Raw genomic sequence first — 22,184 nt, 5'->3', positions numbered from 1 at the left:
GTGTTCCATGACGCCGCAGGGGTGGGCCCGCACCCACTACCGAACCTCGTAGGTGACGTGGGTCTCGTGGCGCGCCTCACCCGGGGAGGACGTCCGGGCGCCGCAGAGTCAGGGCCCGGTCACGCGGGGGCGTGGCCTACGGGGGCGGTGAGGCCGCCGCATTCGCTCGGCTGACGAGCCGAACGGCTCGGCCGGCGGGCGGAACGCAGACCGGCGCGCCCATCTGCCCGGCCGGCGGGCAGCACGCAGAACAGCGCGCTGCGGACCGGTGTGTCGGCACCGGTCGCGCAGCGCGCTTCCCTTACACAGTGGCTTCTCCGCCGTGGGTCTTCGGAGGAAGGCGGCACACCCGCCTTCCTCCGAAGACCCACGCGGCCGCGCCGGCTCAGCGCGTCCCGACCGCCGCCCGCACCGCCCGCCGCGCCATCGCGCAGTCGTCGTGCAGCCGGCGCAGCAGCAGTCGCTGCTCCTCGCCGGAGGAGAGCACGCCCGGCCGGTCCTGGCCCGCGCCCACCGCGGGCGCCTCGCGCATGGTGCGCTGCACGGCCGTCTCGTAGTTACGGATCTCCCGGGTCAGCACCAGCATCAGGTTCACCAGGAACGCGTCCCGCGCCGCCGGCCCCCTCGCCTGTGCCAGCTGGCTGATCTGGCGTCGCGCCACCGGGGCGTCACCGAGCACCGCCCACAGGGTCGCCAGGTCGTAGCCCGGCAGATACCAGCCCGCGTGCTCCCAGTCGACCAGCACCGGGCCGGTCGGGGAGAGCAGGATGTTGGAGAGCAGCGCGTCCCCGTGGCAGAACTGGCCCATGCCCTGGCGGCCGCCCGCCTGGGCCAGGCCGTGCAGCAGCTTCTGCAGGTCGCCCAGGTCACGGTCGGTGAACAGGCCGAGCTCGTGGTAGCGCGCGATCCGTGAGCCGTAGTCCAGCGGCGCCTCGAACAGCCCGGGCGGCGGCCGCCAGGCGTTCACCCGGGCGATCGCACCGAGCGCGGCACGGATGTCGGCCCGCGGCGGCGCCTCCGCCGGGTGCCGGGTCAGCGCGGCCACCCGGCCGGGCATCCGCTCGATCACCAGCGTGCAGTTCTCCGGGTCCGCCGCGATCAGCCGGGGCACCCGAACCGGGGGGCGGTGCCGGACGAACGCGCGGTACGCCGCTATTTCGTGCTGGAACCGCTCGGTCCAGGCGGGGGAGTGGTCCAGTAAACACTTCGCCACGGCGGTCGCCCGCCCGGTGGCGCCCACGATCAGGACCGAACGGCCGCTGCGCCGCAGGACCTGGACCGGGTTGAACTCGGGGCAGATGCGCTGCACGGAGGCGATGGCCATCCGCACCTGCGCGCCCTGCGGCCCGGAGAGGTCGATCCTTCCGCTGAGAGGTCCGGCACCCGGTCCCGCCGCCCGCCGGGTCCGGCCCAGACCCTGCGCCGGCGCACCGGCGTGGGGGGCGAGATACGGCCCGCCGCCCGCCCCCATGGGACGGATCGGCCGGGGCGGGGCGGACACGGAGGACGATGCTGTGTACATGGGCGATACAGATCCCTTCGTGCGCCGACAAGTTACGTGCGCCAACCCGGCCGACGGCCGTTCGGCACCCTGGGGAGTACCTAGGGCTGCCGGGCGGGGTGGCGCTTTCCTACCTGACAACGAGTCACGGGTGGCAGACCATCTGGCGGACCCTGGCGAACCCTGGCGAATAGTCACAGCGCATCTGACAGGGGGTTAGTGTCAAGTCAGCCGAGAACCTGGGGGCTTGACGTGACCGGAGAACCCAACACCCGCCTTTCTGACCTGTTCGGCCTGGCCGGCTGGTCCAAGGGCGAACTCGCGAGAATGGTGAACCGGCAGGCGGCGGCCATGGGCCACCCGCAGCTGGCCACCGACACCTCGCGGGTCAGGCGCTGGATCGACATGGGGGAATCGCCCCGTGATCCCGTGCCCGAAGTGCTGGCAGCCCTGTTCACCGAGCGGCTCGGCCGTGTCGTGACCATCGAGGACCTCGGGTTCGGCCGGCGCGGGCGTGTGGGGAAACGGCGTGACGCGGGGAAGGAACACGACCCCGATCAACTGCCGTGGGCGCCCGAACGGACGGCAGCGGTCCTCACCGAATTCACGGGAATGGACCTCATGCTCAACCGACGCGGCATGGTGGGCGCGGGCGCCGCGCTCGCCGCCGGCTCAACCATCGCCGGCCCCATGTACGACTGGCTGCGCAGCAGCCCCGCCTCCGCCACCGACGCGCCACGCGCCAACGATCCCCAGCACGCCGACCCCGCCGGATTCGACCGGTACGAGGCCGCGCCCGTGGGCTCCGAGGAGATCGAGGCCCTGGAGCACTCGGTCGAGGTGTTCCGCGCCTGGGACGCCTCCCGCGGCGGCGGCCTCCAGCGCAAGGCCGTCGTGGGCCAGCTCAACGAGGTGGGCGGCATGCTCGCCTACCGCCACCCCGACCATCTCCAGCGCCGCCTGTGGGGCGTCGCCGCCAACCTCGCCGTACTCGCGGGCTGGATGTCCCACGATGTCGGCCTCGAACCCACCGCCCAGAAGTACTTCGTCATCGCCGCCCACGCGGCCAGAGAGGGCGGCGACCGGCCGCGCGCCGGTGAAGCGCTCTCCCGCGCCGCACGCCAGATGGTCCACCTGGGCCGCCCCGACGACGCCCTCGACCTGATGAAGCTGGCGAAAACCGGCTCGGGCGACGAGACCCTGCCCCGTACGCAGGCGATGCTGCGCACCATCGAGGCCTGGGCGCAGGCGGCGATGGGCAAGGGCCAGGCCATGCGGCGCACCCTCGGCGAGGCCGAGGAGCTCTTCGTCTCGGACAAGGGCGACGTACCGGCGCCGAGCTGGATGCAGATGTTCGACGAGGCCGACCTGCACGGCATGCAGGCCCTGGCGTTCCGCACCCTGGCCGAGCACGACCCGGCGGCCGCGTCGATCGCCCAGCGCCACGCCAAACAGGCCCTGGATCTGCGGATCAACGGCCGCCAGCGCTCCAAGATCTTCGACTACATCTCGCTCGCCTCGGCCCTCTTCATCGCCAACGACCCCGAGCAGGCGGACCGGTACGCCCGGCTCGCCCTGGTGTCGATGGGGGAGACCTCCTCGCACCGCACCTGGGACCGGCTGCGCGAAATGTACCGGCTCACCGGCCAGTTCGCGGGGTACGCCAAGATCCAGGACCTCCGGGAGCAGATCGAGCTCTCCTTGCCGCAGAGCCCGGTCGCCAAGAAGGCCAGGGGTACGCAGGCCTGATCCCCGTACGCGAACGCCGACGGAGGCCGTAACCGTCGCGCGTGCCCACCGACATGACGCACCGGCAGTCCTGAGGGTCCTGAGGGCTGCAGTCCTGAAGACCGGTCCCGCGCTCCCTCACGCCCCGATGCGGGCGACCAGCACACACGCGTCGTCCAGGCGCTCGGCCCCGCCGAACTCCTCGGCCACACCCCGTACGCACTCCTGCGCGTCCCGGGCCCGTGCGAACAGAGGGGCCAGGGCCAGCAGTCGCTCCGGGCCCGCACCCCGGTCGCCGCGCCGCGTCAGGCCGTCCGTGTGCAGCATCAGCACGTCACCGGGGAGCAGGCGCACCTCGTCCTGCTCATAGGCGACCTGGGAGGCGGCACCGAGCAGCACGCCGTCCGGGGGCGGCAGCCGACGCCCCGTTCCGTCGCGGAAGAGCAGGGGCGCGGGGTGTCCCGCCTGCGCCCACGAGAGCATGCCCGTCGCCGTGTCGACGCGGCAGCACAAGGCGCTGCCCAGAGCGGGCCGCATCGATGTTTCGAGGAGGTGGTCGAGGTGACCCATCAGGGCGCCCGGCTCGATGCCGGCGACGGCCATGCCGCGCAGCGCGCCCAGCACCATGGCCAGGGCCGAGGTGGCGGGAAGACCGTGCCCGGTCAGATCGCCGACGGCCAGCAGGGTCCGGCCGTCCGGCAGCTCCATCGCGTCGTACCAGTCGCCGCCGGTCAGGCTGCCGTCCACGGAGGGGAGGTGGTGAGCGGCGATGTCCAGGGCGCCGACGCGCTGTCGCGGAAGCCGTAGCGAACCGCGCCACGACGGCACGGCGGTCTCCTGAGCCACGACGGTCCGGCTTTCCGCGCCTCCGACGTGCTCCTCGCGCCGCGTCGAATCCCGGTTCCGGTCGACGGTCTCCTCGCTGCGGCGCAGCTCGCCGACGTCCCGGAGCACGGCCCACATGGCGGCCGTGCACCCCTCGGAGTCGAGGACCGGTTCGCCCGTCATGTGCAGCGTGCGCACCTGGCTGTCGGGGAGGACGATGCGGAACTCCCCGTCCATCGGCTGCCCGTCCACGAGGCAGCCCGTCACCATGGAGGTCAGCTTCGGCTGGTCTCCGGGGAGCAGGACGGAGGGGAGGTCGTCCAGGGAGAGGGGTGGCGAACCGGGCGGCCGGCCGAAGATCTCGTACAGCTCGTCGGACCAGCTGACCTCATCGGTGAGCAGGTTCCATTCGGCGCTGCCGACCCGGTGCGGCGTGGAGCCGGCCGCCGGGCCGTCCTCGGCCGCGTGGTCGTCCCGGACGGCGGGGCGCTGGGCGGGCAGACCGGCCTTGAGCTGACCGAGGTGCTGGTCGAGGTTGTCGAGATGCTGGACGGCCAGGTCGCACAGCGCGCGCTGCCAGCGCGCCTGAGGGTCGTCCTCGTCCGCCACCGCCGTGTTCCGTCCCACGGCGTCCACGTCTCCGCGCAGCCGCCGCGCGCGATGGATCAAGGCGTCGACGGCATCGTGCGCGGGAGGCTGTGGTGCGGGGCGGTCCGCGAACAGATGGGACGGCATCTCGTACTCCGATACAGGCGCGGTGCGGCCGGGTTTCCGGGGTCGACCGCTATCGACTGTCGCACAGGCCGCGGCAGCCCGTAAGGGATTCGACGACACTCGATGCGTTGTTGCTTCTGGCATATGCCAGCGGCTGCGCGAGAGGGGGAAACCTCCGAACGGGCGTACGGATGAGGGGTGTTGGCCTGACCCGGTGGCATAGGCGCTCCGGACTGAACGGCCCAGCGATCAATGCGCGTGCGCGCGGCAGGACAGCCCGGCAGGATGCATCCCATGCCCGAGCAGCCGTACGCCATCCTTCCCCCGCCCGCCGTTCTCGACGCCTTCGGTCTACACGGCACTCCCGAGCCGCTGGCCGGAGGTCAGGGACGCAGCGTGCGGGTCGGTGGAGCCGTCCTGAAGCCGGCGGAGGGGACCGAGGGCGAATCGGAATGGGCCGCGTCCCTCCTCGAAGGGCTGCCGAGGGGTGCCGGTTTCCGCGTGCCGCGGCCGCTGCGGTCGGCGACGGGGGCCGGTGTGGTCGACGGCTGGACGGCCGCCGAGTTCATGGAGGGCCGCTCCGGCCCCGGCGGGCGGTGGCCTGGCGTCGTCGCCGTCGGCCGCGCCTTCCACGCCGCCGTACGCGATCAGCCGCGCCCGGACTTCCTCGACCGTCGGACGCACCCCTGGGCGGTGGCCGACCGGGTCGCGTGGGGCGAGGAGGAGGGCGACGTGGTCCCGGAGCTGGCCGAGCCGTTCGAGCGCCTGCTGTCCCTGCGCCGGCCCGTGGAGGCGGTGGCGCAGCTCGTCCACGGCGACCTCACCGGCAATGTGCTCTTCGCGCCAGGACGGGACCCCGTCGTCATCGACTTCTCCCCCTACTGGCGCCCGTCTCTCTACGCGGAGGCCGTGATCATCGCGGATGGCCTCCTCTGGTACGAGCCCGCCCCTGACCTCCTCACCGGCGGCGGCGGCGACCCCCGCTGGCGGCAGATGCTGATCCGCGCCCTGATCTTCCGGCTCGTCGCGCTGAGCGGGCTGGTCGACCCGTCCTGGCGCGCCGGGGAGAAGGAGGCGGCTCGGTTCCTGGCGGCCACGGAGGCCGTGGAGCGCGGAACGTACGAGGGTCGGGCACGGCGGCCCTGACGGCCGCCGGGAACCGGGCGGCCCGGCCCGGGAATGCCGACGGGACGGGCCGCGTTACTCCACCAGAACGAAAACGAATCCCATTCCCGTTACGGGGGTGGAGTCGTCGAGCACCACGGGAGGCGCCCATGGCCCGCAACGAACTCAGGCCCGTCGTGACCCTCCGGTCCACCGCCGGAACGGGCAGCAGCTACGTGACCCGGAAGAACCGCCGCAACACCCCCGACCGGCTGGAACTGCGCAAGTTCGACGCCGCCGCCGGTCAGCACGTCCTCTTCCGCGAGACCCGCTGACCGCACGGAGCCTGCCGCACGGAGGAAGCCCTCACACGTCACCACCGCCGCCACCGGCGGTGAGGAAGGAACGCATCGATGAAGCCCCGTATCCACCCCGTCTCCCGCCCCGTGGTCTTCCGTGACCGCGCCGCGGACGTCGCCTTCCTGACCCGCTCGACCGCCGACTCCGGCGAGCGCGTGGCCTGGGAGGACGGCAACACCTACCCCGTCATCGACGTGGAGACCTCGTCGGCGAGCCACCCGTTCTACACCGGTGGCCGCCAGGTGCTCGACACGGAAGGCCGCGTGGAGCGGTTCCGTCGCCGTTACGGCACCGGTGAGGCGTCCAGGAGCTGACCGGCGCCGGCTCCGGCCGGCGGCGGAACCGGGGATTCCGTGCCATGGATCACATCCACAGGGGCGGGTTCCCGGGAACAGTCCTAGATGGTTTATCGTTCATCTATACGTGGGTGTGAGGGGGACCGTGTCCCCGGGCCTCACCACCAGCCCATGGGGAAGCTCGCACCGCCGAAGCCCCATGGAGCCCCTCGCCGAGAGGCGACCGCCCTTCGCGCCCGCACTCAAGCCGCCCCGGCTGGATTCCCCCGATCCGGCCGGGGCTTCCCCGTATCCGAGCCCTCGCGCCACCCGGGTTCGAGGGCCGTCGCCCCGGCCACCAGCACGACCGCCCCCAGCGCGGCCCCGGGGCTCCACCACCGTTCGGCCGACGCCGCGAGCGCGGCCCCGGCCACCACCGCCCCCAGCCGCCCCAGCACCCAGACGTCCCCAGGCGCCGGCTCCCGTGCCGCCGCACGGCCGACGAGGGAGGTGAGGGTCCCGGTGAAGTAGTTCGTCGGTGTCCCCCGTACGCGCCCCTGGACGCCCATCGCCAGCGCCACCAGGGCCAGCAGCCCGAGCCGTTCACCGTACGACGCGACCAGACCGAACCCCCACAGCGCGGCCGCCACTCCGAGCAGGACGACCTCGCCCAGGAGCAGCGCCCGCAGCGGAAACCCGGCCATCAGCGCACCGCACGCCACCCCGCAGGCGTACGCGGCCAAGGCGGTCACCACCCGAAGCGCCACCCCGTCCTCACCGGCCCCGGCGGCCGAGGCCCCGAGCAGAACCAGATTCCCGGTCATCACCCCCGCGAAGACCTGGCCCACACAGAGGAAGGCGAACGCGTCCGCCGCCCCGGAGGCCGCGGACAGGAGCAGCAGCGCCCACGCGCCGCGCCGGCAGGGACTCCCGGCCCGTGGCGCGGCGGGCGAGGAGGACGGAGGCGGGAGAGGGGAGTGCACGCGAGCATTCTCGGTACACGCACCCGCCCGGCCCGCGCGCCGCGCCGCTCCACCGGGCCGGCGCTCGACGCCGTCGGCCGGGCGGCCGGAGCCTCACCGCTCACGCAGGCCGTGGTCCCCGGTTCACATCGTCTCGTGGAGGTCCTTCGCGTAGTGCTCGATGGCCGGCCGGTACTGCTGGACGTGCCGGTCGTCACTGGTCGACGCCACCAGCCGCAGCAGCAGCTGCATCGCCTCGTGGTGCTCCTCCGTGTTGAACAGTGCCATCGCCAGGAACGTCTGCAGCGCCCCGTCGTCCGGGAACTCCTCGATGCCCCGGCGGAGCGTCTCCACGGCCTGCCCGTACCTCCCCAGCACCCGGTAGGTACTGCCCAGACCCAGCAGCGCCCCGCGCCGGTCCTCCGCGCTCAGCCCGGTGCCCGCCAGGCTGCGTTCGTAGTACGCCACCGCCTCGCTCTCCAGACCCAGGACGTCGTGGATCCACGCGGTCCGGTACGCCACCTCCGCGTCGTCGGGGAACTCGGCGGTCAGGGCGAGCAGCCGCTCCCGCGCCTCCCCGGCCCGGCCCTCCTCACGCAGCCGGTCGGTCTCGGCCAGCAGATCCTTCTTCTCACGTGCGCTCATGGGCCCATCGTCGCAGGCGGTGCGGGAGGGCCGGGCGTTTTTGAGGTGCGGACGCCCACCGGTGTGTTTTCCGTTCCGGTGGGGGCATCTGTCCGCCATGACTGCAGAGACGAACCCCCGTACGCGACAGGGGGCATGGGCACGCGTGTTGCTGAGGGTGACCGTCCTGACGGTGGTGCTACTGGGGCTGGTGGCCTTCTCCGTCTTCCTGGCCAAGGTGACGCTGACCCCCTCACCGGCCTCCGAGGACATCGTGACCTCGAACCTCCAACCGGGCCGGTCGCTGCGCCAGTACGCCGAGAACTACACCTTCCTCGCCGCGTGCAAGCAGGCGGGCGGCAATCTGCTGCTCGGCGTGCCCTTCGGACTGCTGCTGCCGTTCCTCGTGCCGCGCCGCCTGCGGATGATCAGCATGACGCTGCTCACCGCCGCCGTGATGGTCATCGTGGAGCTGGTCCAGGGCGCCCTGGTCACCGGCCGCGCCTTCGACATCGACGACGTCATCCTCAACACGGCGGGCGCGCTGATCGCCTATCTGCTGGTCGGCCGCCGGATCAGCCACCACTACCACGCACACGCGCACGCCCCCCGGACTCCGGCGGCGAAGCCCGCGCCGGAGCCGAAGGCCGAGGAGAAGGCGACGGCCTCCCGGACCAAGTCGAAGAACGGAACGAAGGCCCGGACCACGCTCGGGACAAAGGCCCGGACCACGCCCGGAACGAAGACCCGGGCCACGACCGAGGCGAAGGAGCCGTCCAAGGCCGGGGCGCGGACCGGCGGCACGCGCCTCGGGAAGGGCGGAGAGCCGGGCGGACGCCCCACCGGCGACACCACACGCCCCGCCTCCGGCCGCGCCCTGCTGAACCGGCTCCGCGGGCGCTGACCGCGCCGAGGCTCACCGGAACGGGGCCGCAAAGGATCACCGGAGCCGGTCCTCGCGGCCCTGGGCGCTCCGGCGGGCCTGTGTGTGCGGTCGCGGGCCCGTCCACATCCCCGTACCCGAACTGGCCCATTCCGTAAGGCAGATGGGTTGAAAGCCCGGCAGCGGGTCACATGCACTCCATGACGTCCAGCGACGCAACCACGGATCCGGCCCCGCAGAGCGGGCAGAAGCGCACGTCCCGGCCCGCTCTGCGGGGGGTGCTGAAGGTCGTCGGCGTCCTCGCCGCCGTCCTGGCCCTGATCTTCGCCGCCGGCAAGCTCAGCCTGCTGCCGGGCCTTGACAGCCTCTTCGGCGAGGAGACCCATGACCGGTCCGGCCCCGCGGTCCTCAAGTCGATCCAGGACATGAGCGCGTACGAGGCGGCCTCGGGCAACTTCCAGGTCGTCGTCGACCTGGAGAAGGACGCCAAGTTCCTGCCCGACGCGGTACGCGGCACCCGCACCCTGTTCGTCGGCGCGGGCACCGTCGGCGCCTCCGTCGACCTGGGCAAGGTCACCGAGGACGGCGTCGTCGTCAACGAGGACCGCACCACCGCCGAGATCCGGCTGCCGCACGCGGTGCTCGGCAAGCCGGCCCTGGACCCGGACCGCTCCTACGCCGTCTCCAAGCAGCGCGGACTCCTCGACCGGCTCGGCGACCTCTTCTCCGACAACCCGAGCAGCGAACAGGCGGTCAACCAGCTGGCCGTCCGGCACATCGGCGAGGCGGCGAAGGAGAGCGGGCTGACCGCCCGCGCCGAGAAGAACACCGCGGACATGCTGAAGGGTCTGCTCGGCTCCCTCGGCTTCGAGCGTGTCACCGTCCGCTACGGCGACGACCAGGGCTGATGGGCTTCGGCGACCCGGCGCGGTGACCGTCCGTCACGACCCGTGCCCGGTCGCTGTCCCACCCGTCCCTCGTGCAGCTCCCTTGACGCGTCCGCGACGATGAGTATGGTCTAGGCCAAGTGCAAGGCCTTTCCGGCACCGGTCATCAGGCCTGTCCGGCAAGGGACTTGTGGCCCTTCGCGCCTCGTAGGCCCCACACTCACGAGGCCTTGCCGCCGACCCCGGGCCCCCCACGGCCCGCCACCGCGCGGTGCGGTCTCAAGTGAAGGAGAAGCATGCACACGAAGAGGAAGACCGCACTCGCCGTCGGTGCCGTTCTCGCCCCGGTCCTCGCCCTGAGCCTCCCGGCGAGCTCCGCCAGCGCCCACGGCTACATCTCCAACCCGCCCAGCAGGCAGGCCCAGTGCGCGGCCGGCACGGTCAGCTGCGGCTCGATCAGCTACGAACCGCAGAGCGTCGAGGGCCCGAAGGGGCTGACCAGCTGCAGCGGCGGCAACAGCGGATTCGCCGAGCTCGACGACGACTCCAAGGGCTGGGCGGTCACCCCGGTGAACCGCTCGCAGGAGTTCGAGTGGAAGATCACCGCCCGCCACTCCACCAGCACCTGGCAGTACTTCGTCGGCGGCGAGAAGATCGCCGAGTTCGACGACGGCGGCGCTCAGCCCGGCGCCACCGTCACCCACCAGGTCGACTTCGGCGACAAGACCGGTCAGCAGAAGGTGCTCGCGGTGTGGAACATCGCGGACACCGTCAACGCCTTCTACGCCTGCATCGACGTCAACGTCGGCTAGCCGCAGGCCCTGTTCCACCCGTCGCGCCCCGGCCGGGCCCCAGCTCCACCCGGCCGGGGCGCGATGCTGTCCCGGCGGGGAGCAGCGGAATCCGGCATGGCGCGAACGCACCAGGTAGCCGAGCGGTTACCCTTCGTCAGCTGTCTGATTGATCATCAGCGTTCGAGGGGATCCCTGAATGAACCGCATGCGTACCGTACTTGCCGCGCTCGGCATCACCGCCGGACTGATCACCGCACCCGCCGCGAACGCCGCGCCGCAGCCCGGCGCCCCGGTCGCCGCCGAGCGGCACGAACCGTGCACCGGCGAGTACCGCGGCGACGCCCGGCTCGGCCCGAAGTGGCTGCCGAACAACCGCCTGGCCCCGGTCGGCCCGCTCCTCAAGGGCTACCAGCGCACCGGCGACCTCTCTCCGCAGGCCTTCCTCAAGAAGTACTGGGAGGGGCCCGCGGACACCGGAAGCTGGAAGTACCCGCCCAACGACGGCTTCGGCGAGGTGAACGGCGAGATCGACAAGGAGCCCGCCAAGCTCCGCACCGGCCAGCGCCTGGACCGTTTCGGCTCGGAGTACGGCGGTTACCTGGCCCCGGCCGGCGACGCCTACGCCGAGCGTGCGCTGCCTCCGCAGAACCTCAACACCCGCGAAGCGGCGACCCCTTGCGACTACCGCGTCTACAAGGTGGCGAAGCCCTTCTGGGTCTGGGAGGGCAGCATCGCCCCGTGGTTCGAGCAGCCCGGCGGCGGCCGGCAGATCAAGCTCGACCCGGTCTTCCTCAACCCGGGCGAGGGCCAGCGGCTGAACGTGAAGTGGCTGCTGGACCACGGCTACCTCACCTCGGCCGCGTAACACCTCGTGGACCGTCAGGCACTGCACGCCGCACTCGTGGAGGCCGGAATCCCCGGCGGTTACTACCGGATCGAAGGCGTCCACGAGCCGGCCCCCACCCCGACCGACTTCCTCTTCCTGCGACGGGCGGCGGACGGCGGCTGGGAGACCGGCGCATACGAACGCGGCCGGGACGAGATCCTCGCCCGCCACCCGGACGAGGCCACCGCCTGCGCGCACCTGCTGCGGCTGCTCGTCTGACCCTCCTCCCTTTGCCGGTACGGCAAAGATCCTTGTACGGGCGGCGGACGCCCGCGAATGATCGTGACCGGGCGGCCGGGCCGGACCTGAGGCCCGGCCGCCCCACCGCACCCGTCACGAACGCTCCGTACCCCTGGAGCGTCCAAGGAGGAACCGTGCCGCAGCCCTTGACGGACCCCGCCACCCCCGCCGACAAGGGCGCGGTCCACCGCCTCGTGGACACCCCCGGCGGCCGGATCCACCTCGTCGAGCAGGGCACCGGCCCCCTCGTCCTCCTCGTCCACGGCTTCCCCGAGTCCTGGTACTCCTGGCGCCACCAGCTCCCCGCGCTCGCCGCCGCCGGATACCGGGCCGCCGCCATCGACGTACGCGGCTACGGGCGCTCCGCGAAACCCGCCGCCACCGACGCGTACCGCATGCTCGCCCACGTCGCCGACAACACCGCCGTCGTCCACGCCCTCGGCGAGGAGACCGCCACGGTCGTCGGCCACGACTGGGGCTCGCCCATCGCCGCCAACAGCGCCCTGCTCCGGCCGGACGTCTTCACCGCCGTCGGCCTGCTCAGCGTCCCCTACGCACCCCGGGGCGACCTCCGCCCCACCGACGGCTTCGCCCGGATCGGCGGGGACGAGGAGTTCTACGTCAGCTACTTCCAGACCCCCGGCCGGGCCGAGGCGGAGATCGAGCAGGACGTACGCGGCTGGCTCGCCGGCTTCTACACCGGCCTGACCGGCTCCACCCTCTCCCCCGAGGAGCACGGCAAGCTCTTCTTCGTACCGCCGGGAGCGCGCCTCGCCGACCGTTTCCCCACCGGCCCGCTCCCCGCCTGGCTCACCGAGGCCGACCTCGACGTCTACAGCGGCGAGTTCGAACGTACCGGCCTCACCGGCGCCCTCAACCGCTACCGCACCATCGACCGCGACTGGGAGGACCTCGCCGCCTGGCACGGCGCGCCCATCACCCAGCCCTCCCTCTTCATCGGCGGTGCGCTCGACGCCTCCACCACATGGATGGCCGACGCCATCGACGCCTACCCGGCCACCCTGCCCGGCCTCTCCGCCGCGCACATCCTCGACGGCTGCGGCCACTGGATCCAGCAGGAACGCCCCGACGAGGTCAACCGGCTGCTGACCGAGTGGCTGGACGGGCTGCGGTAGGCAGCCTCAGCCGGCAGGGCCCCGCGTCGTCGCCGTGGCCCGGAGCAGATCCCGTACGAGAGTGAAGTCGATCTTCTCCGGGGTGCGGAAGCGGAGGCAGCCCTTGCCCATGTCGTGGCCGGCCAGCCGGTCCGCGAACGCGTCGCGCACATCGGTGCGCAGAAGGTAGACCGAGATGTACTGCTTCTGGCTCGCGAAGGCGACCTCGCCGGTCCCGTCCCGCTCGTAGACGGGCATGCCGTACGCCATCACCTCCCGGAACCCCGGCAGCTCCGCCCGGCAGAGCGCGCGCAGCTCGGTGAGTGCGGCCCGGCGCTCCTCCGGCAGCTCGGCGAGGTACTGATCGACGTCTTCCGCACGGCTCTGGACCATGCGCCGATCCTAAGGCGGGCGGCGCGCGTGTGTCGGAGCGCGGTTCGGGCGGGACGGGAGGCGAAGGTGAACGGATGAACAGTGCGAACATGCTCGCGGAGGCGTTCGACCGGGTCGGGGAAGCGGTCCACGGGGCCGTCGAAGGGCTCTCGGCCGACGACCTCAATGCCAGGATCGACGACGGGGCGAACTCGATCTCCTGGCTGATCTGGCACCTCACCCGGGTCCAGGACGACCACATCGCCGACGCCGCCTCCACCGGCCAGGTCTGGCTCACCAAGGGCTGGGCCGAGCGCTTCAAGCTCCCGTTCGACGAGGCGGCGACCGGGTACGGACACAGCAGCGAAGAGGTCGGCGCCGTCCGCGTCGACTCCGCCGACCTGCTCCTCGGCTACTACGACGCCGTCCACGAACAGACCCTCGCCTTCGTCCGCGGACTGGACGGCCGGGCCCTCGACCGCATCGTCGACGAGGCCTGGTCACCTCCGGTGACGCTGGGTGCCCGGCTGATCAGCGTCATCGCCGAGGACCTCCAGCACGCGGGCCAGGCCGCCTTCGTCCGGGGCGTACGGGAACGGGCCTGAGACCGGGGTGCGGAACAAGCGCCTCCGCACCCCGTGCACCCTCCCAACAGCGGTGCCATACTCGGAAGAAGTCCGCCGCAGAGGCTTGTCATCGTCCGAAAGGCGACACGTCATGAGCTGGGCATCGTGGACGACCAGCGGTGTCTTCGCGGGAACAGGCGGAGTCCGCACCGAAGAAGCCGGCATCCTGAGCGGAGACCTCACGGTGCATACGACGTGGTCCGACGGCCAGGCGTCGGTGGCCGTGCAGTACAGCGGCTCCTCTGACTGGTTCACCCTGGCGGGCAGCCCCGTGCCGTGCGGATCGGAGGAGGAGAGCCGCGCCTTCCACCAGAGCGTGGTCGAGGCGGTGCGCGGCGGCGACGGGGCCACGGTCCCGCCGGACGACACCACCCCCGCCGCACCGCCCGCCCCCGCCTGAGGCCTGTGCGTGGCCTGCCGGAGGCCGCCACCCGGCGCGTCCGCCGCGCCCCATAGAGTGACCCGACAAGATCCGTTCCCCACCGGGGCGGGTGCGCGGGACACGGGGCGAGGAGCGGCGATATGGTGCGTGCGGGTGCACGGCGGGCGGGAACGAGAAAGAAGCGGCCGTTCTGGGTGGAGCTCCCGCTCCTCATCGGGATCGCCTTGATCCTGGCCCTGCTGATCAAGACGTTCCTCGTCCAGGCCTTCTCCATCCCGTCGGATTCCATGCAGAACACGCTGCAGAAGGGCGACCGGGTCCTCGTCGACAAGCTGACCCCGTGGTTCGGATCCGAGCCGGAACGCGGTGAGGTGATCGTCTTCCACGACCCGGACGGCTGGCTGGACGAGGTGGCCGTCGAGCCGCCCAACACCGTGCAGAAGGCGCTGAGTTTCGTCGGCCTGATGCCGTCGGCCGAGGAGAAGGACCTCATCAAGCGGGTGATCGGCGTCGGCGGCGACACCGTGGAGTGCGCGGGCGACGGACCGGTGAAGGTCAACGGCAAAGCCCTGGACGAACCGTACGTGTTCCCCGGCAACACCCCGTGCAGCAACGACGACAAGGGCACCTTCAAGGTCACGGTCCCGCAGGGCAAGCTCTGGGTGATGGGCGACCACCGGCAGGCGTCGGCGGACTCCCGCTACCACACCGACGACCGCAACAAGGGCATGGTCCCGGTCGACGAGGTCGTCGGCCGGGCCGTCGTCATCGCCTGGCCGGCCGGCCGCTGGAACACCCTGCCCGTCCCCGCCACCTTCTCCGCACGCTGACGGCGGCCGGCCGGGTCCAGGTCCGGGTCCGTGTTTTGGTTACTTGGCCCGGCCGAACTTGCGTACGTACCGCCGCTGCCACGGGGTCTCCACTGCGCGCGGGTGGTACCCGCGTCGGACGAACGCCACCGCGTCCTCGGCGGGGACCCCGTCCAGCACGGCCAGGCACGCCAGCGCCGTCCCGGTCCGCCCCATCCCGCCCCCGCAGGCGACCTCGACCCGCTCGCCGGGCGCCCGCCGCCACACCTCCTCCAGCAGCTCCCGGGCCTGGTGCGGATCGGCCGGAAGCAGGAAGTCCGGCCACCGCAGCCACCGCGACTCCCAGCCGGCCGGCGGAGGCGTACGCCCCAGCAGATACACCGCGAACTCCGGCTCGGGGCCTTCGGGCAGCGGATTGCGCAGGCCCCGGCCGCGGATCAGGCGCCCCGAGGGCAGTGTCAGTACGGCCCGGTCGGCCGCGTCCCAGCTCTCGCTCATGCCGGTCAATCTAGCCACCGGCAGCGGTAGGGGGGCACAAGACCGGAGATCCTGTGCCCCCCTACCGTGAGCGCTTCGGATCAGGCGGGCACACCCACCCGCGAATCGACGGCCGCCGCCTCTTCGGCCGGCACCGCGGCCGTCCGGCGGGCGCCCTTGAGCAGGACGACCAGCGCGGTCGCCACGAGGGTTCCGGCGGCGATCGCCAGCAGGTACAGGAACGGTTCACCGATCAGCGGGACGACGAAGATGCCGCCGTGCGGAGCGCGCAGGGTGCATCCGAAGGCCATCGACAGCGCACCGGTCACCGCGCCGCCCGCCATCACGGACGGGATCACCCGCAGCGGGTCGGCGGCGGCGAGCGGGATCGCGCCCTCGGTGATGAACGAGGCGCCCAGCACCCAGGCCGCCCGCCCGTTCTCCCGTTCGGTCTTGGTGAACAGCTTCTTCCGTACGGTGGTGGCCAGCGCCATCGCCAGCGGCGGGACCATCCCGGCGGCCATGACCGCCGCCATCACCTTGAGGCTGCCGTCGGTCGGATCGGCGAGACCGCCGACCGCGAAGGCGTACGCCACCTTGTTCAGCGGGCCGCCCATGTCGAAGCACATCATCAGGCCGAGGACGACGCCGAGGATGACCGCGTTGGAGCCGGACAGACCGTTCAGCCAGTCCGTGAGGGCGCTCTGCAGCGCGGCGATCGGCTTGCCGACCACGATGAACATCAGGAACCCGACCACCGCCGAGGCGATCAGCGGAATCACCAGCACCGGCATGATCCCGCGCAGCGTCGGATGGACCGGGACCCGCTGGATGGCCATCACCACCGCACCGGCCAGCAGACCGGCGACCAGACCGCCGAGGAACCCGGCGTCCACGGTGAGCGCGATCGCACCGCCGACGAACCCGGGCACCAGCGCGGGCCGGTCGGCCATCCCGTACGCGATGTACCCGGCCAGCACCGGCACCAGGAAGCCGAAGGCGGCGGAGCCGATCTGGTTGAGCAGCGCGGCCCAGCTGTCCGCCTGGCCCCAGACGAAGTGGTCGGCGACCGACTTGGCGTCCGCGATCTCGTAGCCGCCGATGGCGAACGACAGCGCGATCAGCAGGCCGCCCGCCGCGACGAACGGCACCATGTAGCTCACGCCGGACATCAGATACGTACGCAACCGGACCCCGAAGTGCGCACCGTCCGCCCCCGGTCCGCCGTCCGCACCGGCCTCCGGCCCGTCCCCGCCCTGCGGTACGGCGGCGATCTCACCGCGCTCCGCCTTGCGGCGGGCCTCCGCGATCAGCTCGGCGGGCCGGTTGATGCCCGCCTTCACCCCGACGTCCACGAGCGGCTTGCCACCGAAGCGGCCCTTCTCCCGCACCTCGACGTCGTGCGCCCAGATGACCGCGTCGGCGGCGGAGATGACGGCGGGGTCCAGTTTGCTGAACCCGGCCGACCCCTGGGTCTCCACGGTCACCTCGACGCCTTCGGCCTGGCCGGCGGCGGTGAGGGCCTCGGCGGCCATGTAGGTGTGCGCGATGCCGGTGGGGCAGGAGGTGACGGCGACGATCCGGAAGGGAACGTCGGCTGTGGCTTCGGCCTCTTCGGCTGCCGGTATCGGCGCCGGCGCCGGCTCCTCGCCCCGGATCAGCGCGGCGACCGTGCCCGGATCGTCTCCGGCGCGCAGTGCGGCGGTGAACTCCGGGTCCATCAGCCTGCGGGCCAGACCCGACAGGATGGTCAGATGGTCGTCGTCGGCCCCCGCAGGCGCGGCGATGAGGAAGACGAGGTCCGCCGGGCCGTCGGCCGCGCCGAAGTCGATGCCTTGCGCACTGCGTCCGAAGGCCAGCGTCGGAGCACTCACATGCTCGCTCCGGCAGTGCGGGATGCCGATCCCGCCGTCGAGACCCGTCGGCATCTGCGCCTCGCGGGCGGCGACATCGGCCAGGAAGCCGTCGAGGTCGGTGACGCGGTGCGCGGCCACCATCCGCTCGGCGAGCGACTGCGCGGCGGCGTCCTTCGTTGCGGCGGACAGATCGAGGTCGACCAGATCCGCGGTGATCAGCTCACTCATCGCGGTGCTCCTTGCTCGGGGACCGCCGGGCGGCGGTGCGGGGGACGGAAGGCGGCGGGCTTGCGGGGGTGGGTACGGCGGTCATGGGGCGGGCTCCGTCAGCGGGCGGTCCAGAGGGACGTCGGCGCTCGACGTGACCGCCGACAGGTCGAGATCGGCCGGTGTCGGCATGAGGCTCCCGGCCAGCTGTACCGCCGCCGCCCCGTGGGCGACGGCCGAGGCGAGCGCCCGGGGCCCCTGACCGCCCGCCGTCAGGAACCCGGCGAGGGAGGCGTCCCCGGCGCCGACGTTGCTGCGTACGGTCGCCACGCGGGCGGTCGCGAAGTACGACCCGGCCTCCTCCACCAGCAGCTGGCCGTCGGCCCCCAGGCTGGCCAGCACCGCCCGGGCGCCGCGCTCGCGCAGCTCCTCGGCCGCCTTCAGCGCGTCGCCGACCGTGGTGAGCGGGCGGCCGACGGCCTCGGCCAGTTCCTGGGCGTTGGGCTTGATCACGTCGGGCCCCTCCTTCAGGGCGGCGGTGAGCGCCGCACCGGAGGTGTCCAGCGCGATCCGCGTACCGGCCCGGTGGCTCCGCGCGACCAGCTCCGCGTACCACTGCGGCGACAGCCCGCGCGGCAGGCTTCCGCAGCACGCGATCCAGTCGGCGGAGGCGGAACGGGTCCGCACGGCCTCCAGCACGTCCTCGGCCTCGGCGGCGCTGAGCTCGGGCCCGGCCGCGTTGATCTTGGTGAGCGTGGAGTCGGGTTCGACGAGCGTGATGTTGATCCGGGTGGATCCGGCGACCGGCACCCCGGCGGCCTCGATGCCGTGCTCGCCGAGCAGCCGCGCCAGCAGCGCGCCCTCCGGCCCGCCCATCGGAGCGACGGCGACCGTGCGGTGGCCGGCCGCCGCGACCGCGCGGGAGACGTTGACGCCCTTGCCGCCCGGGTCGACGCGGTCGGCCGTGGCCCGCAGGACCGTGCCGCGGACCAGGCCCGGCAGCTCGTAGGTGCGGTCCAGGCTCGGGTTGGGGGTGACGGTGAGGATCATGCGCGTACCACTTCCGTGCCCCGGCTCTCGATGGAGCGGGCGTCGTCGGGGCTGAGGCCCGTGTCGGTGATGAGGAGGTCCACGTCGGTGAGGTCACCGAAGCGGGCGAAGTGCCGCTGACCGAACTTGGCCGAGTCGGCGAGCAGGACGACCCGGCGGGCGGCCTTGATCACGGCCCGCTTCACGGCGGCCTCCGCGAGGTCGGGTGTGGTGAGGCCGCTGTCGGGCGCGAATCCGTTGGTGGCGAGGAAGACGACATCGGCGCTGATCTCGGCGTACGCGCCGAGCGCCCAGGCGTCGACCGCCGCCCGCGTCCGGTGCCGGACCCGGCCGCCGACCAGGTGCAGCGCGATGCCCGGGTGGTCGGCGAGACGGGCGGCCACCGGCAGCGCGTGCGTCACCACGGTCAGAGCCGCGTCGACGGGGACGGCGGTGGCGAGGCGGGCCGTCGTGGTCCCGGCATCGATGATCACGTTGCCGTCCGCCGGCAGCTCGGCGAGCGCCGCCTGTGCGATCCGGTCCTTCTCGTCGGCGGCCACCGCGTCCCGCTCGGCGAGATCCGGCTCGAAGTCGAGCCGCCCGACCGGGATGGCCCCGCCGTGCACCCGGCGCAGCAGCCCGGCCCGGTCCAGGGCCTTGAGATCCCGCCGCACGGTCTCGGCGGTCACCTGGAACTCCTCGGCCAGCGAGAGCACGTCGACCCGGCCGCTTTCCTGGGCGAGGCGGAGGATCTCCTGCTGACGCTCCGGTGCGTACATGTGGTTTCGTATCCGTTTCATGCCCGAGTCTGTGGTTTCGCGCTCAGGTTACGTCCGAGGTTCGGGAAAGTAAACACATTCGGGCGATGAGTGGGCAGGGGTGGACACGAGGTGGGTGCTGGTGCGGGCGCACGCGTCGGCGGGGCGCACCGATGCGCCGGTGCGCCCCGCCGTAACGCGGGTGTCCGCCGTCTCAACGCCTCCCGGGAACGCCCTCGGTCAGCGGTCGGGCGAGGAGTGGGGTGCCGGGGAGCTGGTGTCCTCCGCTGGCGAGCATCCGGACCTCGCCACGGTCGCTGATCTCGGCGCGGACGATGCCCGTCTCGTCCTCGTACACCGGAGATCCGCCCGCCCCGGTCCGGTCCGTCAGGCCGACGGCGACCACGTCGTCCTCGGCGCCGGACATCTGGAAGATGAGTTCGTAACGCTCCGTGTGCTCCATGACGGCCTCCCGGCAGGGCCTCGACGACATCCGGGCCCTGCTCCCATTGTTTCCCACCCGGGTGCGCGCCGCCCGGGGAGAGGGCGGCGGCCAACGGGCGGAGGTGGCCGGTCGATCGGGTGACTCCGGCCGGTAGGACAACATGACTGATCGCCGCGAGGGCTAGGCATGCGTACATGAGACTTGAGCCCCGACGAAAAAACCGTCTTTCCCCACGTTCCCGCAACCTCCGGGCGACCGGTGCCGCCGCCTGCCTGGCGGCCGCCGCTCTCCTGCTCACGGCCTGTGGTCAGAGCTCGGACAGTGCGACGTCCGCGGCCACCGAAGCCGCGAAGGTCGTTCCGCAGAAGACGACGGCTTCCCCGTCGGCCACCGCGGACCTGACCGAGGACCAGCAGGAACGCAAGAGGGTGCTGGACGCCACCGAGGTCACCTTCGACGACGCCGCGACGACCGCGGTCGGCGAAGTGGCCGGCGGCAAGCTCGTCGATCTGGACCTGGAAGGTGTGGACGACGACGACCGCGACGAGAGCCCCAGCCCGGCCGGCAGCCCGACCGGTAGCCCCAGCCCGACCGGCAGCCCCAGCCCGACGGGCGGCACCGCGAGCCCGACCGGCAGCCCTGCCACGACCGGTTCGCCGACCGCGAGCCCCGGTGCCGACGCGCCGGTCTGGGTCGCGGAGGTCGCCGAGAAGGACGGCACGGTCCACACCGTGCGGATCAACGCGGTCGACGGCAAGGTGATCGAGGCCCGCGTCGACGCCGACCAGGACGCCGAGGACAAGAAGCAGACGGCCGACCGGCTGGCCCAGGCCACGCAGACGCCCGAGCAGGCGGCCAAGGTAGCCACGGAGAAGAAGAAGGGGACCGTCACCTCCGTCAGCCTGGACGAGGCCGACGGCAACGACGGCAGCAGCGTCGTCTGGTCGGTCGACGTGGTCGGCTCCGACTGGAAGAAGACCACGTTCGACGTGGACGCCAAGAACGACACCATCGTCCGCGAGGAGACCGACAACGACTGACCGTCCCCGGACGGGTCACCGACACGCGGGAAAGGGGTACGCCGGACACCCGGCGTACCTCCCCCGGATGGGTCACCGACACGCGGGAAAGGGGTACGCCGGACATCCGGCGTACCCCTTCTCCTATGCTCCGTGCGGCTTCCGCCGCTCCAGCAGCCGGCAGACGAAATCCTCCTGGAGGCCGCGCAGGGTGGCCAGCAGCCGCGGGTTCGTCGCGCTGTTGACCTGCGAGGTGAGCGAGACGGTCAGCGACCGCTTGCCGTCCTTGGTGGCCGCCGCGAGCTGGGTGTAGCCGGGGAAGTTGCCGGTGTGGCCGTACACCGTTCCGCACTTCGTCCGGTACGCGAAGAGGCCGAGCCCGGCCTCGTTGCGCCCGGGGCCCGCCGGTTCGGAAGCGCCCGCGACGAACGTGAGCTGCTCACGTCGGATCCGCGGGCTCAGGTCCCGGCCGCCGGCCCAGGTGCGGATGAACGCGCCGAGGTCCTCGGGCGTGGAGACGATGCCGCCCGACGCCCACACCCCGGAGGCACTGATCGCGGTGGAGATGTCCTCCGGCGGATTCGGTGGGTCCACGTCGTAGCCGTGCAGATACGGCTTCGGCAGCCGGTATCCCTGGGGGAGCGAGGTGGCGCGCAGCCCCAGCGGCTGGTAGACGATCTCTGCCAGCAGCCGCTCGTACGGCGTGCCCGTCGCGGCCTCGGCGACCAGGGCCACGGCGATGTTGTCGGAGTTGGAGTAGCGGTACGCCGAACCCGGCCGGAACCGCAGCGGCTCCCCGGAGACGTACCGCAGCAGCTTCCGCGAGTCGAAGTGCCGCCGCGGATCGGCCGCGAACTCGGCGATGAACGCCGGCGACTCGGTGTAGTCCGGCAGCCCGCTGGTGTGGTCGAGGAGCTGGCCGACGGTGACCCGGTGCCAGGCGGCGGGCAGCCGGGGCAGCCACCGGCCGAGGGTGTCGTCGAGCGAGAGGCGCCGCTGATCGGCCAGGTGCAGCGCGACCGCGCCGCTGAAGGCCTTCGCCACGCTGGCGATCCGCATGTGGTCGGTGGGCTGCGGCGGGCGGCCGGTGCCCACCTCCGACGTACCGGCCCGGTACACCTCGCTGCGGCCGCCGGTGGTCAGTACGGCGATGGCCCCGGGCGGTCCGCCGGGCGTCTCGACCAGCGCCTGGAGCCTGCGCTGCAGTTCGCGGTCGACCGGCCCGTGCGGGCCGCCGCCCCCGTCACCGCCCGCCCGGGCCGGACCGGTCATCAGCCCGGCGAGCGAGGCGGCGGCCACGGCAGCG

The 22,184-nt window shown here is 72.5% G+C and carries 25 protein-coding genes; 14 read left to right on the top strand and 11 right to left on the bottom strand.

What is annotated here, in order from left to right; all coding sequences use genetic code 11:
- Positions 1 to 385 precede the first annotated feature (385 nt).
- A complete protein-coding gene (locus ACQP09_RS00460; RefSeq protein ID WP_433394997.1) occupies positions 386 to 1,522 on the bottom strand; it encodes an aminoglycoside phosphotransferase family protein in 1,137 nt (378 codons plus the stop codon).
- A 231-nt stretch (positions 1,523 to 1,753) separates the two neighbouring features.
- On the opposite strand from ACQP09_RS00460, the gene ACQP09_RS00455 reads away from it, so the two are divergent.
- Positions 1,754 to 3,250, top strand: coding sequence for a DNA-binding protein NsdB (locus tag ACQP09_RS00455; protein WP_433394995.1), 1,497 nt, complete (start codon positions 1,754 to 1,756; stop codon positions 3,248 to 3,250).
- 117 nt (positions 3,251 to 3,367) lie between these two features.
- Here ACQP09_RS00455 and ACQP09_RS00450 read toward each other — a convergent pair whose 3' ends face one another.
- Positions 3,368 to 4,789 (bottom strand): PP2C family protein-serine/threonine phosphatase, encoded by a 1,422-nt coding sequence (locus ACQP09_RS00450; RefSeq protein ID WP_433394993.1) that lies wholly within the window; start codon positions 4,787 to 4,789, stop codon positions 3,368 to 3,370.
- Positions 4,790 to 5,062: 273 nt separating this feature from the next.
- Between ACQP09_RS00450 and ACQP09_RS00445 the strand changes: the two genes are divergently transcribed.
- The 3 genes from ACQP09_RS00445 to ACQP09_RS00435 all read left to right on the top strand — a co-directional run bounded on the left by ACQP09_RS00445 (position 5,063) and on the right by ACQP09_RS00435 (position 6,546).
- On the top strand, positions 5,063 to 5,914 hold the full coding sequence (locus ACQP09_RS00445) for a phosphotransferase (RefSeq protein WP_433394991.1): 852 nt from the start codon (positions 5,063 to 5,065) through the stop codon (positions 5,912 to 5,914).
- A gap of 128 nt (positions 5,915 to 6,042) precedes the next feature.
- Positions 6,043 to 6,207, top strand: a complete 165-nt coding sequence (rpmG, locus tag ACQP09_RS00440; protein ID WP_018515115.1) for a 50S ribosomal protein L33 — start codon at positions 6,043 to 6,045, stop codon at positions 6,205 to 6,207.
- Between the two features lie 78 nt (positions 6,208 to 6,285).
- Positions 6,286 to 6,546, top strand: a complete 261-nt coding sequence (locus ACQP09_RS00435; RefSeq protein WP_404065914.1) for a type B 50S ribosomal protein L31 — start codon at positions 6,286 to 6,288, stop codon at positions 6,544 to 6,546.
- A gap of 224 nt (positions 6,547 to 6,770) precedes the next feature.
- Here ACQP09_RS00435 and ACQP09_RS00430 read toward each other — a convergent pair whose 3' ends face one another.
- The gene (locus ACQP09_RS00430) at positions 6,771 to 7,406 is read right to left on the bottom strand and encodes a DUF1275 family protein (protein WP_433406441.1); all 636 of its coding nucleotides are present in this window, start codon (positions 7,404 to 7,406) and stop codon (positions 6,771 to 6,773) included.
- A 207-nt stretch (positions 7,407 to 7,613) separates the two neighbouring features.
- Positions 7,614 to 8,114 (bottom strand): tetratricopeptide repeat protein, encoded by a 501-nt coding sequence (locus ACQP09_RS00425; RefSeq protein ID WP_433394989.1) that lies wholly within the window; start codon positions 8,112 to 8,114, stop codon positions 7,614 to 7,616.
- Between the two features lie 145 nt (positions 8,115 to 8,259).
- On the opposite strand from ACQP09_RS00425, the gene ACQP09_RS00420 reads away from it, so the two are divergent.
- The 6 genes from ACQP09_RS00420 (at position 8,260) to ACQP09_RS00395 (ending at position 12,919) form a co-directional block, all read left to right on the top strand.
- Positions 8,260 to 8,997: a VanZ family protein gene (locus ACQP09_RS00420; protein WP_433394987.1), complete on the top strand. Its 738-nt coding sequence runs from the start codon at positions 8,260 to 8,262 to the stop codon at positions 8,995 to 8,997.
- Positions 8,998 to 9,176: 179 nt separating this feature from the next.
- Entirely contained in the window at positions 9,177 to 9,884 is a 708-nt protein-coding gene (locus tag ACQP09_RS00415; RefSeq protein ID WP_433394985.1) for a DUF4230 domain-containing protein, read from the top strand.
- Positions 9,885 to 10,159: 275 nt separating this feature from the next.
- On the top strand, positions 10,160 to 10,675 hold the full coding sequence (locus tag ACQP09_RS00410) for a lytic polysaccharide monooxygenase auxiliary activity family 9 protein (protein WP_433394983.1): 516 nt from the start codon (positions 10,160 to 10,162) through the stop codon (positions 10,673 to 10,675).
- 178 nt (positions 10,676 to 10,853) lie between these two features.
- Positions 10,854 to 11,522 (top strand): TNT domain-containing protein, encoded by a 669-nt coding sequence (locus ACQP09_RS00405; RefSeq protein ID WP_433394981.1) that lies wholly within the window; start codon positions 10,854 to 10,856, stop codon positions 11,520 to 11,522.
- Positions 11,523 to 11,528: 6 nt separating this feature from the next.
- A complete protein-coding gene (locus tag ACQP09_RS00400) occupies positions 11,529 to 11,762 on the top strand; it encodes a hypothetical protein (protein ID WP_432150277.1) in 234 nt (77 codons plus the stop codon).
- Between the two features lie 155 nt (positions 11,763 to 11,917).
- Positions 11,918 to 12,919 carry an alpha/beta fold hydrolase gene (locus ACQP09_RS00395; RefSeq protein ID WP_433394979.1) on the top strand — a complete coding sequence of 334 codons (1,002 nt, stop codon included), beginning with the start codon at positions 11,918 to 11,920 and terminating at the stop codon, positions 12,917 to 12,919.
- Between the two features lie 6 nt (positions 12,920 to 12,925).
- Here the strand turns inward: ACQP09_RS00395 and ACQP09_RS00390 are convergent, their stop codons facing one another.
- The gene (locus ACQP09_RS00390) at positions 12,926 to 13,291 is read right to left on the bottom strand and encodes an iron chaperone (protein WP_433394977.1); all 366 of its coding nucleotides are present in this window, start codon (positions 13,289 to 13,291) and stop codon (positions 12,926 to 12,928) included.
- 74 nt (positions 13,292 to 13,365) lie between these two features.
- On the opposite strand from ACQP09_RS00390, the gene ACQP09_RS00385 reads away from it, so the two are divergent.
- The 3 genes from ACQP09_RS00385 to lepB all read left to right on the top strand — a co-directional run bounded on the left by ACQP09_RS00385 (position 13,366) and on the right by lepB (position 15,108).
- Positions 13,366 to 13,875: a mycothiol transferase gene (locus tag ACQP09_RS00385; protein WP_433394975.1), complete on the top strand. Its 510-nt coding sequence runs from the start codon at positions 13,366 to 13,368 to the stop codon at positions 13,873 to 13,875.
- Between the two features lie 112 nt (positions 13,876 to 13,987).
- A complete protein-coding gene (locus ACQP09_RS00380) occupies positions 13,988 to 14,296 on the top strand; it encodes a hypothetical protein (protein WP_432150280.1) in 309 nt (102 codons plus the stop codon).
- Between the two features lie 122 nt (positions 14,297 to 14,418).
- Positions 14,419 to 15,108, top strand: a complete 690-nt coding sequence (lepB, locus tag ACQP09_RS00375) for a signal peptidase I (RefSeq protein ID WP_433394973.1) — start codon at positions 14,419 to 14,421, stop codon at positions 15,106 to 15,108.
- Between the two features lie 39 nt (positions 15,109 to 15,147).
- On the opposite strand, the gene ACQP09_RS00370 is transcribed toward lepB, so the two are convergent.
- From ACQP09_RS00370 to ACQP09_RS00350, 5 genes are all read right to left on the bottom strand, one after another.
- Positions 15,148 to 15,585, bottom strand: coding sequence for a protein-tyrosine phosphatase family protein (locus ACQP09_RS00370; RefSeq protein WP_433394971.1), 438 nt, complete (start codon positions 15,583 to 15,585; stop codon positions 15,148 to 15,150).
- A gap of 80 nt (positions 15,586 to 15,665) precedes the next feature.
- On the bottom strand, positions 15,666 to 17,648 hold the full coding sequence (locus ACQP09_RS00365; RefSeq protein ID WP_433394970.1) for a PTS fructose transporter subunit IIABC: 1,983 nt from the start codon (positions 17,646 to 17,648) through the stop codon (positions 15,666 to 15,668).
- Between the two features lie 81 nt (positions 17,649 to 17,729).
- The gene (gene pfkB / locus ACQP09_RS00360) at positions 17,730 to 18,677 is read right to left on the bottom strand and encodes a 1-phosphofructokinase (protein WP_433394968.1); all 948 of its coding nucleotides are present in this window, start codon (positions 18,675 to 18,677) and stop codon (positions 17,730 to 17,732) included.
- Complete coding sequence (locus ACQP09_RS00355; protein WP_433406440.1) at positions 18,674 to 19,435, bottom strand: DeoR/GlpR family DNA-binding transcription regulator; 762 nt, start codon at positions 19,433 to 19,435, stop codon at positions 18,674 to 18,676. Before ACQP09_RS00355 ends, pfkB begins: the two co-directional genes overlap by 4 nt.
- A gap of 193 nt (positions 19,436 to 19,628) precedes the next feature.
- Positions 19,629 to 19,877, bottom strand: a complete 249-nt coding sequence (locus tag ACQP09_RS00350) for a DUF6296 family protein (protein WP_433394966.1) — start codon at positions 19,875 to 19,877, stop codon at positions 19,629 to 19,631.
- A 176-nt stretch (positions 19,878 to 20,053) separates the two neighbouring features.
- Here ACQP09_RS00350 and ACQP09_RS00345 point away from each other — a divergent pair, with 176 nt between their 5' ends.
- On the top strand, positions 20,054 to 20,899 hold the full coding sequence (locus ACQP09_RS00345; protein ID WP_433394964.1) for a PepSY domain-containing protein: 846 nt from the start codon (positions 20,054 to 20,056) through the stop codon (positions 20,897 to 20,899).
- A gap of 123 nt (positions 20,900 to 21,022) precedes the next feature.
- Here ACQP09_RS00345 and ACQP09_RS00340 read toward each other — a convergent pair whose 3' ends face one another.
- A complete protein-coding gene (locus ACQP09_RS00340) occupies positions 21,023 to 22,150 on the bottom strand; it encodes a serine hydrolase domain-containing protein (RefSeq protein ID WP_433406439.1) in 1,128 nt (375 codons plus the stop codon).
- Positions 22,151 to 22,184: the final 34 nt, after the last annotated feature.

Origin of the sequence: Streptomyces sp. CA-146814 (assembly GCF_050942385.1) — a bacterium.
Lineage (GTDB): Bacteria > Actinomycetota > Actinomycetes > Streptomycetales > Streptomycetaceae > Streptomyces.
This window is presented reverse-complemented; position numbering and strand designations above follow the sequence as displayed.